The organism is Granulosicoccus sp. 3-233 (assembly GCF_052681095.1).
Map to the genome: position 1 here is coordinate 500,190 of NZ_JBQYLE010000002.1, position 13,124 is coordinate 513,313.

Here is a 13,124-nt window from a genome sequence, read left to right on the forward strand (position 1 = left end):
GGTCGGCAAGACCGGTCTGTGGAAGGCATAATAGAGGGATTCCGAGTTGTATGCGTTTCTTTAACCCTTCGAGATGTCCTCAAATGAGTAATGACGTACCGGCCAGCACGGCATCCCCAATGTCCGCCTTTTTCAGTGCCGACCTGTCTCAGTGTGATCCGGCCATTCAGGCTGCGATCGACAGTGAATTGGGTCGCCAGCAACACGAAATCGAGCTGATTGCATCGGAAAACATCGTATCTGCCGCCGTCATGCAGGCGCAGGGCTCGGTCATGACGAACAAATACGCCGAAGGCTATCCGGGCAAGCGCTACTACGGTGGCTGCGAGCACGTCGATACCGCAGAGGCACTGGCCATCGAGCGGGCCTGTTCACTGTTCGATTGCACGTATGCGAATGTGCAGCCGCATTCCGGGGCACAGGCCAACCAGGCCGTGTTTCTGGCTCTGCTGAAGCCTGGCGACACCTTCATGGGCATGGATCTGGCTGCTGGAGGGCATCTGACGCATGGCTCGCCCGTGAATCAGTCCGGCAAATGGTTCAATGCCGTCACCTATGGGGTGGATGCCACGACGCACCAGATCGATTACGAAGCGCTGGAAGCACAGGCACGCGAGAGCAAGCCTGCATTGATCATCGCGGGCGGCTCAGCCTACCCACGCATCATCGATTTCGCTCGATTCAGAGCCATTGCCGATGAAGTCGGCGCCTGGTTCATGGTAGACATGGCGCATTTTGCTGGCCTGGTGGCGGCCGGGCTGCATCCGAGTCCGCTGGACCATGCCCATGTAGTCACGACCACCACTCACAAGACGTTGAGAGGCCCACGTGGCGGCATGATTCTGACGCGCGATGCAGAGCTGGGCAAGAAATTCAATTCTTCGGTCTTTCCCGGGTTGCAGGGCGGTCCCCTGATGCACGTGATCGCTGCCAAGGCAGTGGCGTTCGGCGAAGCCCTGCAGCCATCGTTCAAGCAATACCAGCAGGCGGTCAAGGACAATGCTCATGCGCTGGCGGAAACCCTTGCCGAGGGTGGGCTGGATCTGGTGTCCGGAGGCACGGATACCCATGTCATGCTGGTTGACCTGCGCCCCAAGGCCGTGACCGGCAAGGCTGCCGAGGCCGCTCTGGGCCGAGCCGGCATCACTTGCAACAAGAACGCCATTCCCTTCGATCCTGCGTCACCCTTTGTCACTTCCGGGGTCCGTCTCGGTACACCGGCTGCCACGACTCGCGGTTTCGGTGTCGAGGAATTCCGCACCGTGGGGAAGCTGATACTGCGTGTGATCGATGGTCTCGCCAGCAATGGTGAACAAGGAAATGGGGATGTCGAGAAGGCCGTGGAACAGGAAGTTCGCGCATTGACGGACCGTTTTCCCATCTATTCCTGAGACGGTATCGGCCGCGTCAGCCTTTCATGCGGCTGATGTAGGGTGGCATGGAGCCGTCTGTACGCAGAGCCCTGCCTGTCAAAGGCAGGGTTCGCCGGCTCACAGACGGTGCAATCCGGCCGTGCGGGCAGGTTGTGCAGGCAGGTCGTTCAGGCAGGTCGTTCAGGCAGGTCGTTCAGGCAGGTCGTACAGGCAGGTCGTACAGGCAGGTCGTACAGGCAGGTCGTACAGGCAGGTCGTACAGGCAGGTCGTACAGGCAGGTCATGCGGGTAGGTCATGCGGGTAGTCCGGGTAGCCAGCCTGATCGCTGATCATCGAGGCAGCGATCCCGGCATCGCTCAGCCACGGGTGTTGGTCAACACGGATTGATCCAGCAGGAAGCGCGAAAACAGCGGGAGTCGGGCGGCGCCCAGGGCGCGCGCTTCCGGACCGATGACACCGGCCCTGATGAGAGGCAGGTTGATCCCCTTGGTATCGCTTCGCTGCAGGGCATCAATGGTCTGCTCCACGATACGCTCACGAACATGGGCGGGGAAACCGCCATCGATGATGATGGCTCCGACGTCGGTGACACTGCTGACCGATGTGATGGCCGTGGCCAGTGCATTGGCTGTGCGGCGGGTCCAGGCGTCGATGACGGCAGCGCCGCTGGACCAGAAAGGCGAGTTGTAATCCAGGTAATCTCCGTCGAGCAGGTCGCTGCATTCCCGGTTGCTCTCCAGCAGGTGTACCGATGCGGCGTCGATCAGCTGTACCAGGCGTCCCGGGGCGTGCTCATCCATGACGGGCAATGAGCCGAACGCACCGGCGTTGCCGGTGTGGCCAGCGTGAACCGAGCCATTGATGACGAGTGCGCCACCGATGAAGTAGCCGATGAAGAAATAGCCGTAATGTGGGTAGAGATGACCTTCGCCAAATGTCAGCTCTGCACCACAGGCCGAGGTGACGTCGTTTTCGATGAAGATCGGCAGGTCGGTGATTTCGGCCAGGGCATCGGAAAAACTGAATTCACGCCAGGGGTCCAGAGCCGCGGCGGGTGCGTCGATGGTATCGCTCCAACTCCACAGCTGGTATGGCATGGCGATACCCAGTCCGTGCAGGCGATGGATGTCCTCGCGCGCCAGTGACTGAGTGATGTCGGGGATTTCACGCGACAGGAACTGCATGATGCAGGAAGGCGTGGGGTAGGCGTAGTATTCCAGCCGGTGTTGCAGGATCTCGCCCATGAAGTTGATCAGAATCATCTCCGTGCTGCGCCTGCCGACTTTCACCCCGAGAAAATACGCCCCGTTCGGGTTCAGTTTCAGTGGTACCGAAGGCTGACCCACCTTGCCTCTGACCGGCTCTCCGCTCTCGATCAGGCCCTCGCTGCTCAGTGAGCGGGTAATCAATGTGATGGTCTGTGGTGACAGGCCGGTTCGGCGAGCGATCTCTGCGCGCGACAAGGTCTCTGTGCGAATCAGAGAGAGTACCAGCCGTTCGTTGTGGGCTCGCACATGACTCAGATTCGATCCTCCCAGTCCGGTCCCCGGGTCGGTTGTCTGATCGGTCAGCGGATCTTTATCGTCCATCTTTCATTACCAACTCTGTGTTGGAACAGCGTTCTTTGGTCATGACTTGCGCGGGTTCGTCCGACGCTGAAGCTTGCGTCTGCCGGGTCAAGTTACCTCAGGGTGGTGTGCAGATCAATAGATACATCAAATTAATTTATTTATTGACAACGATACTTTTTTGCGTTTTCATGTACTCAGGTTGCCAGCGCGGGTTTCTCGCGACTGTCGCCAGCTAGAAAATCGACACACCATTCCACTGTAGAGGACGAAAAATGCGAATCCTGACCCCACGATCTGTCCTGGCTGTTGCCATCCTCGGTGCCGGCGCCGCCATGCCTGCCGCTGCTGCCGATATCGGTGCCTGCCTGATCACCAAGACCGATATCAATCCCTTCTTTGTGAAGATGAAGGAAGGTGCCACGGCCAAGGCGGAAGAACTCGGCATCACCTTGTCAACCTATGCCGGCAAGGTGGATGGCGATCACGAGACTCAGGTGCAGGCGGTCGAGACCTGCATTGCCTCTGGTGCCAAGGGAATTCTGATTACTGCATCGGACACCGCTGGCATCGTGCCTGTGGTGCAACAGGCCCAGGATGCCGGTCTGCTGGTCATTGCACTCGACACCCCGCTAGAACCCATCGACTCTGCCGATGCCACCTTTGCAACGGACAATTTCAAGGCGGGTGAGCTGATCGGTCAGTGGGCCGCTGCCCAACTGGGCGACGCGGCGGCTGATGCCAGGATCGCCATGCTCGATCTTGCTGCCAGCCAGCCATCGGTAGGTGTATTGCGCGATCAGGGTTTTCTGCAAGGCTTCGGTATCGAACTGAACGATCCCAAGAAGTGGGGCGATGAAACCGATCCGCGCATCGTCGGCAACGAAGTGACTGCTGGCAACGAAGAGGGTGGACGGACAGCCATGGAAAACCTGATGCAGAAGGATCCGGAAATCAATGTGGTCTATACCATCAATGAACCCGCTGCCGCTGGCGCTTACGAAGCACTGAAGGCTTTCGGCCGGGAAAATGATGTGCTGATCGTGTCCGTGGATGGAGGGTGTCCGGGGGTGAACAATGTCGCTGACGGTGTCATTGGTGCAACCTCTCAGCAGTACCCCCTGCTGATGGCGTCCAAGGGAGTCGAGGCCATCAAGGCCTGGGCAGAAGACGGTGTAAAGCCCGAGCCAACGCCGGGCCTTGATTTCTTCAATACGGGTGTTTCCCTGGTGACCGACAAGCCGGTTGATGGGGTCGAATCCATCGATACCAAGGAAGGCCTGGATCGCTGCTGGGGTTAGGCCGGTAACGGAACCATTTGTGGATTTGCTGGCATGGAACCGGGGCGCCAATTGGCGCCCCGGTTCTCGTCAGGCATCCTTCTATACACTAAACACAAGAGGTAGACACTATGGTCGATTCAACTCGGTCGGTGGATGACAGTGCCGAGTCCGGTCTGGTGGCCGCGGGGGCGGACAGCCTGGCGGCGTTCGACGAAGACCACAAGACGATTCTGCAGCGAATCCAGCACTTCCTGCACGGCAATCCGGCGATGGTGCCGGTGATCATACTCATCATCAGCGTGATCGCTTTTCGATTGGTGGCCGGCGAGCGCTTCTTCACCGCCTTCAATCTGTCACTGATCATTCAGCAAGTCACCATCATCGGCTTTCTGGCCTGTGCGCAGACTCTGATCATACTCACGGCAGGTATCGATCTGTCGATTGCCGCGATCATGGTGCTGGCCTCGGTGGTTGCCGGCAAGGCGGCCGTGATGCTGGGTGTGCCCAGCGTTCTGGCAATACCCATGGGTTTTGTGGTCGGCACCCTGTGCGGCATGGTGAATGGCTTTCTGGTGACACGCTTGCGTTTACCGCCTTTCATCGTCACCCTGGGCACCTGGAATATCTTCTTCGCTCTAGTCATCTGGTATTCCGGTTCGCAGTCCATCCGCAGCCAGGACATCGACAAGATTGCACCGTCACTGAAATTCTTCGGTGAGCGGGTGTCTCTGGGCGGTGCCGTATTCACCTATGGTTCTTTCCTGATGATCCTGGTGTTCCTGATTCTCTGGTATGTGCTCAACAATACAGCCTGGGGGCGGCATGTCTACGCCGTGGGGGATGATCGCGATGCTGCTGAACTCAGTGGTATCAACACCAACCGTTTGTTGCTGTCGGTCTATGGTGTCGCCGGTTTCATTGCCGGGGTGGCTGCCTGGGTGTCCATTGGCCGAGTGGGATCAGTCAGTCCGCAGAGCTTCTATGATGCCAATCTGGATTCCATCACGGCCGTGGTCATCGGCGGTACGTCTCTGTTCGGAGGGCGAGGTTCGATTCTGGGGGCCCTGTTCGGTGCCCTGATTGTCGGGGTTTTCAGCTCCGGTCTGAAGATTGCCGGTGTGGATGTCATCTGGCAGCGTTTTGCCATCGGTTGCCTGATCATTCTGGCGGTCGGTATCGATCAGTGGTTGAGGAGGGTTTCAGCGTGAGTTCTCAGGCAGCAGCAATGGACACCAGTCAGACAGAAACGGAACCGCGGGTGGTCATCAAGGCCACGGGATTGGTCAAGCATTTCGGCAGGGTGGTTGCCATCGACAAGGCCGATTTCGAGTTGCGGGCCGGCGAGATACTGGCTGTCATCGGTGATAATGGCGCGGGCAAATCGACCCTGATCAAGGCCTTGTCCGGGGCGGTGGTACCCGATAGTGGCACCGTGGAACTCGATGGCAAGAAGGTGGATTTTCGCTCTCCGATGGAAGCCCGCAGTGCCGGCATCGAAACGGTGTATCAGAATCTGGCCCTGTCACCAGCACTTTCCATTGGTGACAACATGTTTCTGGGACGTGAATTGCGCAAGCCGGGGTTCATGGGCAAGTGGCTGAAGGCGCTGGACCGACCTGCCATGGAGAAGATTGCCCGGGAAAAACTCAGTGAACTGGGTCTGATGACCATCCAGAATATCTCTCAGGCCGTTGAGACCCTGTCCGGAGGGCAGCGTCAGGGTGTGGCCGTGGCCAGGGCTGTGGCCTTCGGTTCAAAGGTGGTCATTCTCGATGAGCCCACTGCGGCCCTTGGAGTCAAGGAATCGCGGCGGGTGCTGGAACTGATCAAGGAAGTGCGCGATCGGGGCTTGCCCATCGTGCTGATCTCTCACAACATGCCACATGTTTTCGAGATCTCGGATCGCATTCACATCCATCGACTCGGCAAGCGTCTGTGTGTGATCAGGCCTCAGGACCACTCGATGTCGGATGCCGTGGCGATGATGACCGGAGCCATGCCGGCTCCCGATACCACAGGCTGAACCATGTGGTATTTCATCCCTCGGGGAAGCCTGCCTCCCGAGGGATGAGGCCTGCAGGGTCGCCGTTCCCGGTTGGCGTTTCAGGTCTCGTTTCAGGTCTCGTTTCAGGTCTCGTTTCAGGTCTCGTTTCAGGTCGCGGGGCGGGCAGGTCCGGCAATACCTGGAGTCGCTGTGTCTCCGGACGCATCAATGGTGGTAATTCCGGCTGCCTTGAGTTCCCGGGAGCGATCGATGGTGGTGGTGAGCAGTATGACCGGTGCCAGGCCGGTCAATACGATCAGAAGCGCGCCCAGGGAGGCTTCTCCGATCAGTTCGTCGGAGGCGAATTGATACACGTGGGTGGCCAGTGTGTCGAAATTGAAGGGCCGCAGTATGAGAGTGGCAGGCAACTCCTTCATGCAGTCCACGAAGACAACCAGGGCCGCTGTCAGTACGCCGCTCTTCATCAGAGGCAGGTGGATTCGCGTGAGAATGCTGCCGGAGGAATGCCCCAGTGATCTTGCCGCATCGTCCATGTGAGGACTGATCTTCTTCATGCTGGCGTCGACCGAGCCGTAGGCGACGGCCAGGAAGCGCACCGTGTAGGCAAATATGAGCGCGAAGACAGTGCCGCTGAGCAGCAGGCCGGTGGAAAAACCGAATTGCCGTCGCATGAAATCATCCAGCGTGTTGTCGAAGGTGGCAAACGGGATGATGACGCCGATGGCCAGGACCGCGCCGGGTACGGCATACCCCATGCTGGAGACGTTGACACTGGTCCGTAACAGGCGAGTGGGGTGCAGCCGCTGACTGTAACTGAGCAGGATACCGATGGTGACAGCCGTGCCTGCCGCGGTTGCCGACAACAGCACCGAGTTGAGTGCTATCTGGCGAAAGTCTTCGGTCCAGGATTCTGCGAAGTAGGTGATGGCATAGTTCAGCAGTACCCAGGCCGGGATCAGAAATCCCAGCAGTATGGGGGCCAGGCAGGTGGCGCTGGCTAGCCAGGCACGACGGCCGGTGAGCGGGTGACGGGTCAGTTGGCGAAAGCGGGTCGCCGTCGGCTGGAAGTTCTGCTGGTGACGGCGACTGATCTTTTCCAGGCCGATCAGCATCATGACGAACATCAGCAGCAAGGTGGCAATCTGGGCTCCGCCACCCAGATTGTTCATGCCCAGCCAGACATCGTAGAGGCCTGCCGTCAGCGTGCGCACGGCAAAGTAATCGACGGTGCCGAAATCGTTGAGTGTTTCCATCAGGGCCATGGCCAGGCCGACAGCAATGGCAGGGCGGGCCATGGGCAGTGCTACCCGGAAGAACAGGTTCTGTGAGGAGCCACCGAGCACTCTGGCCGCTTCCAGGACCGATGCCGATTGCTCGAGGAAGGCAGACCGGGCCAGCAGATACACATAGGGATACAGCACCAGTACCAGCATGAGGGTAGCGCCGGGCAGCGTGCGGATGGCGGGAAACCAGTATTCGTTGGCCAGCTTCCAGCCGAACAGGGCGCGCAATCCGGACTGGACCGGGCCTGCAAATTCCAGCAGATCGGTGTAGATGAAGGCGATGACATAAGCCGGTACTGCAAAGGGCAGCAGCAATGCCCAATTGAACAGTGCGCGTCCGGGGAATTCGTAGTGAGTGATCAGCCAGGCTGTACTGACACCGATCAGCAGTGTGCCGATGGCGACGCCAAGCATCAGGCCGAGGGTGCTCCAGATATAACTGGCCAGCACGGTGTTGACCAGATGAGGCCAGATGTTCTCTTCGGGGTTGAAGGACAGCCAGATGACCGACAGGATCGGCAGGCAGACCACAAAGGCAATCAGCAGGGCCACGGCTGACCAGCCGCTGAAGGCCGGTACTGCGGAGCGGTGACTGACCTTGCGACCACTGGCATCGGGTACCCGGCCTGCGGTAATGTCGCCGGGCCGGGTATGTCCCGGGGTGGCAGTCTGGCCCGGGACAAGTCGATGGTACTGGATTTCCGGTGCGGCACTGCCGCCCGGGCCGGGGTGTACGGCAGTGTTGCTGAGTAGAGACTGACTGTCGGCGATCTTGAGCAACTCGTCCTCAGGCCAGCTTACTCTGGTAGACATGGCCGAATGATAGGCCGCTGAGGATCCCCAGCGGGCCTTCACTCGACCGGTGACGGGTTTGTCAGCCGTCATAGTCCACTTCGTCAGCCAGACGATAGGCCAGAGCCCGGTTCTTTATGATCGCATTGAGTGACAATTCATCGTGTTTGAATTCCCCCCAGCTGGAGATAAGATCCGATGGGGCCACAGCCGGATTGATCGGGTACTCGTGGTTCAGATCGGCATAGATGGACTGTGCAACATCGTTGGACAGGAACTCCATCAGCTTCAGGGCGTTGTCGCGGTTGGGCGAGGCCTTGGTCATGATCACACCACTGATATTCATGTGAGTGCCATTGCCGTTCTGGTCGGGAAAAACGATATTGACGGACTCGGCCGTCGCTTTCGTTTCGGGATCGCTCAGCAGACCGCCCATGTAGTAGGAATTGAGAATGGCCACATCGCATTCGCCTTCGGCAATGGCGCTGACCTGGGCGCGGTCGCCGCCCTGAGGCTTGCGTGCCAGATTGTCCTTCACGCCCGCCAGCCAATTCTGCGCAGACGCCTTGCCGTCATGGGTAATCATGGCTGCAACCAGCTCTACCATGTAGGGGTGCTTGCCGCTGCGGGTACAGATACGACCCTTCAGTTCGGGTTTGGTCAGATCCGCGTAGGATTCAACCAGGCCGGGTTCCACACGGTCTTTCGAGGTGACGATGATCCGCGCGCGGGATGTCAGGCCGAACCACCGGTTGGCCTTGTCGCGAAAGTTGGCCGGAATATTGGCTTCGAGGACGTCGCTATCGACGCGCTGTGCCAGGTCGGATTCCACTGCGGCACCAAGACTGCCGACATTGGCTACCAGCATCAGGTCGGCAGGGCTGTTGCGCCCTTCATTCTCCAGTCGCTCGATCAGCCCTTCCTTGGCAAAGACGGTATTGACCTTGATACCCGTTTCCCGAGTGAATTCGTCGAATACGGGGTCCGTCAGAAACGGCTGGCGATAGGAATAGACGTTGACTTCTTCAGCGGCTGCCGCTTGGCCGGCAACGGACAAGGAGAACACGGTACTTACAGCTGCCAGTGTGCGTAACAGGGGTGATTTCATGAAAATGTTCCAGCTCTGTAGAAAATAGCATAGAGGATAATACGAATCATTCTTATTATCAATGCTTGTTTCAATCGGGATTGTACCCTACAGAGCAGGACGATTTACTGATTCAGGTCAGACTGCAGTTGCGCCCGCTGTCGAAGCAGGCCGCGCTGCGGGCCGAACAGGAACACCAGAGCAAAGGTCAGACTCAGCAACACGACGATGGTTGGTGCCGGCGCGCTGTCGATGTGATAGCTGAGAACGACGCCCGCCAGTGTGGTGCCGATGGCTATGGCAATGGACCACCAGATCATGTGTTCGAACTGGCGTGTCAGCTGGTAGCTGATGGCACCTGGCGCTATCAGGACCGAAATGACCAGAATGATTCCGACGGCCTTGATGGAGGCGACAATGATCAGCGACAGGATGGCCAGCAGTCCGTAGTGCAGCACGGTGGTATTGAGCCCGACCACGCGTGCATGCTGAGGGTCGAACGCAAAGACCAGCAGATCGCGGCGCTTGGCAATGACCAGCAGAAAAGCCGGTACCGTCAGACTGGCAGTCAGCAGGATATCTCCCCATGACACGCCCAGCATGTCGCCGAACAGAACCTGATGCAGATGCAGGCCGGTGTCGAGCTTGGTGAACATGGCTACGCCCAGTGCAAACAGGCCGCTGAAGACGATGCCCATGACGGTATCTTCCTTGAGGCGACTGTTGTCAGTCAGGTAACCCGTGGACACCGCGCACAGCATGCCGGTGACGAACGCACCGATGAGCACCGGAATGTTGAGCACATAGGCGATGACGATGCCGGGCAGTACCGCATGCGACACGGCGTCTCCCATCAGGGACCAGCCCTTGAGCACCAGCAGGCAAGACAGTACGCCGGCAGACACCGAGACCAGCAGGGCAATGATCATGGCCTGCTGCATGAAGTCCAGGGTGAAGGGTTCCAGCAACAGTGTCAGGAAATTCATGAGGTGGCCTGCTGGGCATCATGCTCGATCAGTCGTTCGGCGGCGCGTCTTCTGCTGGCCAGGATACCGTGCTTGGGGCCGAAGACGAAGGCCAGCAGAAAGATGGCTGTCTGCAGAAGAACGATGACCGCACCGGTTGCGCCGTCGAGAAAGTAGCTGATATAGGCACCGATCGAGCTGGTGAACAGGCCCACCAGGATACTGATGGTGATGAGTCTGCTGAAGCGATCTGTCAGCAGATAGGCCGTGGCGCCGGGTGTCACGACCATTGCGATGACCAGAAAGGCCCCGACAGTCTGTAGTGCGGCTACGGTTGAGGCACTGAGCAGCGTGAAGAACAGCACCTTGAGCAGTCCGGTTCTCAGGCCGATGGAGTGTGCGTGAATTTCATCGAAGAATACGACCATGAAATCCTTCCAGAAGATCAGCAGGCAGGCCAGTGTGATGACGCCGATGATGAGCAGTTGCAGCGAATCGAACGGCGTGACGGCCAGGATGTTGCCGAACACGATGGTATCGATCTTCACGGAGGTGGGCGAGAGGGAGGCCATGAACAGCCCCAGTCCGAAGAAGCCGGTGAATATCAGCCCGATGACCGAATCATTGCGCAGATCGGAGCGCTGGGAAATGAACAGCATGGTGGCAGCAGCCAGGGCTCCGGAGAAAAAGGCACCCAGTGAGTAGGGCAGGCCCAGCATGTAGGCGCCGGCCACGCCCGGTACCACCGAATGCGACAGCGCATCGCCGATCAGCGACCAGCCCTTGAGCATCAGGTAGCTGCTGAGAAACGCGCAGATGACACCTACCAGGGCGCTGCACCAGATCGCGTTGATCATGTAGTCGTAGGTAAAGGGCTCGAGCAGCGCGTCAATCACGTTTGTCGGTCTCCGGCGATGTGATGCTGTCATCCCCTTCATCGCCATACAGCACGAAGGGCCGCTCATCGTCGGAAATCACGGTGACCTGGCGCTGATCATCATCATCATGCAGTTCACTGCTGTCCAGAACATGGAACCGCAAGGTGCCACCGAAGGCTTCCTCGAGGTTCTGCTGGGTGAATACCGTCTCCGTGGGGCCCGAGTCCAGGACTCGTCGATTGACCAGAACCACCTGGTCGCAGAATTGCGGCACGCTGCCCAGGTTGTGGGTGGAGACCAGCATGACACGGCCTTCATCTCGCAGGGTCTTCAGCAATTCGATGATGGCGTCTTCAGTGGTGACATCCACCCCGGTAAAGGGTTCGTCGAGCAGGATGACCTGACCTTCCTGAGCCAGTGCACGCGCCAGAAAGACGCGCTTCTTCTGGCCGCCGGACAATTCTCCGATCTGGCGATGGCGGAAGGCGCTCATGTTGACCCGCTCCAGCGCTTCATCGACTTTCTGTCGATCCTGACGTGAGGCTCGGCGCAGAAAACCCATGTGCCCGTAACGCCCCATCATGACGACATCCTCGACCAGTACCGGAAAATTCCAGTCGACTTCCTCGTTCTGCGGTACATAGGCCACGGTATTGCGTTTCAGAGTACGACCGGCCGTCTGACCGAGGATCGACACCTCGCCTCGCGCCACGGGTACCAGGCCCATGATGGCCTTGAACAAGGTGGACTTGCCTGATCCATTGATACCGACCAGCGCGCAGATGGTGGCAGTGGGGATGGAGAAGGTGGCATCCGCCAGCGCCACATTGCCATTGCGATAGACGACACTGAGTCCGCTTGCCCGGATACCACTGCCCGGTGCTTCCCGGCTCTGGCGTTCACGCAGCAGCTTGCGCTCCTGCTTGAGACACAGGGCGGCCGTCTCCGCTGTTGCCTCGTCCATCACTGTTGCAGCTCCACGCCTGTTTCGATGCCCTGCACGATGGTTTCGATGGTAACCGTGATCAGGTCGAGATAGGTTGGCACAGGGCCGTCTTCCTGACTCAACGAGTCGACATGAAGAATACCGCCGTAGTGGGCTCCGGTTTCACGGGCCACCTGTTGGGCCGGTTTGGGAGAGACCGTGCTTTCGCTGAATATCACGGGGATGTCGTCGCTGCGGATCCTGTCGATCACGTTGCGTACCTGTTGAGGGGTGCCCTGGGAGTCGGCATTGATGGGCCAGAGAAACAGCTCCTGCAATCCGAAATCCCGTGCCAGATAGCTGAACGCACCTTCACTGCTGACCAACCAGCGCTTGTCCTCGGGCAGCTTGCTGATCTTTTCTCGCAGCGGGTCGGTCAGCGCCCTGATCTGTTCCTTGTAAGTGGTCGCGTTGCCGGCATACACCTCGGCATTGGCCGGATCGGCCTCGGACAGGGCATTGCGAATGTTGTCGACATAGATCAGGGCATCGCTCGGGCTCATCCAGGCGTGCGGATTGGGTTTGCCATCGTAGGGCCCCGTATTGATGCTCATCGGTTCAACGCCTTCGCTGAGCACCACACTGGGCACACCGTCGAGCCGGTCCAGGAACTTCTCGAACCACAGTTCCAGGTTCAGGCCATTCCACAGGATGAGATCGGCCTGGCGGGTTCTGCCGATATCCTTCGGCGTAGGTTGATAGTTGTGGATTTCAGCGCCGGGCTTGGTGACCGAAACGACATCGGCAGCGTCTCCTGCCACATTGCTGGCCATGTCGGCAAGTATGGTGAATGTGGTCACGACCTTCAGGCGATCGTCGCTCCAGAGTGTCGAGCTTGCACTGGTCGTCAGGACAAGCAGCAGAAGGGTGAGCAAACGAGATTTCATCATGTGTATTATTTGTT

Annotated in this window: 11 protein-coding genes; 4 read left to right on the plus strand and 7 right to left on the minus strand. The window is 58.8% G+C overall.

What is annotated here, in order from left to right; all coding sequences use genetic code 11:
• The first annotated feature begins 83 nt into the window (after positions 1–83).
• Positions 84–1,391 (plus strand): serine hydroxymethyltransferase, encoded by a 1,308-nt coding sequence (gene glyA, locus ACUNV4_RS07110; protein ID WP_430877811.1) that lies wholly within the window; start codon positions 84–86, stop codon positions 1,389–1,391.
• A gap of 339 nt (positions 1,392–1,730) precedes the next feature.
• Here glyA and ACUNV4_RS07115 read toward each other — a convergent pair whose 3' ends face one another.
• Entirely contained in the window at positions 1,731–2,963 is a 1,233-nt protein-coding gene (locus ACUNV4_RS07115; RefSeq protein WP_430877812.1) for an ROK family transcriptional regulator, read from the minus strand.
• Positions 2,964–3,217: 254 nt separating this feature from the next.
• Between ACUNV4_RS07115 and ACUNV4_RS07120 the strand changes: the two genes are divergently transcribed.
• The 3 genes from ACUNV4_RS07120 to ACUNV4_RS07130 all read left to right on the plus strand — a co-directional run bounded on the left by ACUNV4_RS07120 (position 3,218) and on the right by ACUNV4_RS07130 (position 6,248).
• Positions 3,218–4,243, plus strand: a complete 1,026-nt coding sequence (locus ACUNV4_RS07120; RefSeq protein WP_430877813.1) for a sugar ABC transporter substrate-binding protein — start codon at positions 3,218–3,220, stop codon at positions 4,241–4,243.
• A gap of 110 nt (positions 4,244–4,353) precedes the next feature.
• Positions 4,354–5,433, plus strand: coding sequence for an ABC transporter permease (locus tag ACUNV4_RS07125; RefSeq protein ID WP_430877814.1), 1,080 nt, complete (start codon positions 4,354–4,356; stop codon positions 5,431–5,433).
• Positions 5,430–6,248 carry an ATP-binding cassette domain-containing protein gene (locus ACUNV4_RS07130; RefSeq protein WP_430877815.1) on the plus strand — a complete coding sequence of 273 codons (819 nt, stop codon included), beginning with the start codon at positions 5,430–5,432 and terminating at the stop codon, positions 6,246–6,248. Before ACUNV4_RS07125 ends, ACUNV4_RS07130 begins: the two co-directional genes overlap by 4 nt.
• Before the next feature lie 128 nt (positions 6,249–6,376).
• Here ACUNV4_RS07130 and ACUNV4_RS07135 read toward each other — a convergent pair whose 3' ends face one another.
• From ACUNV4_RS07135 to ACUNV4_RS07160, 6 genes are all read right to left on the minus strand, one after another.
• The gene (locus ACUNV4_RS07135) at positions 6,377–8,065 is read right to left on the minus strand and encodes an ABC transporter permease (RefSeq protein WP_430878296.1); all 1,689 of its coding nucleotides are present in this window, start codon (positions 8,063–8,065) and stop codon (positions 6,377–6,379) included.
• Positions 8,066–8,387: 322 nt separating this feature from the next.
• Positions 8,388–9,413 carry an extracellular solute-binding protein gene (locus ACUNV4_RS07140; protein ID WP_430877816.1) on the minus strand — a complete coding sequence of 342 codons (1,026 nt, stop codon included), beginning with the start codon at positions 9,411–9,413 and terminating at the stop codon, positions 8,388–8,390.
• 104 nt (positions 9,414–9,517) lie between these two features.
• Positions 9,518–10,378, minus strand: a complete 861-nt coding sequence (locus tag ACUNV4_RS07145) for a metal ABC transporter permease (RefSeq protein ID WP_430877817.1) — start codon at positions 10,376–10,378, stop codon at positions 9,518–9,520.
• Complete coding sequence (locus ACUNV4_RS07150) at positions 10,375–11,253, minus strand: metal ABC transporter permease (RefSeq protein ID WP_430877818.1); 879 nt, start codon at positions 11,251–11,253, stop codon at positions 10,375–10,377. The genes ACUNV4_RS07145 and ACUNV4_RS07150 overlap by 4 nt, the downstream gene beginning before the upstream one ends.
• Positions 11,246–12,199: a manganese/iron ABC transporter ATP-binding protein gene (locus ACUNV4_RS07155; protein ID WP_430877819.1), complete on the minus strand. Its 954-nt coding sequence runs from the start codon at positions 12,197–12,199 to the stop codon at positions 11,246–11,248. The genes ACUNV4_RS07150 and ACUNV4_RS07155 overlap by 8 nt, the downstream gene beginning before the upstream one ends.
• Positions 12,199–13,110, minus strand: a complete 912-nt coding sequence (locus ACUNV4_RS07160; RefSeq protein ID WP_430877820.1) for a metal ABC transporter substrate-binding protein — start codon at positions 13,108–13,110, stop codon at positions 12,199–12,201. The genes ACUNV4_RS07155 and ACUNV4_RS07160 overlap by 1 nt, the downstream gene beginning before the upstream one ends.
• Positions 13,111–13,124: the final 14 nt, after the last annotated feature.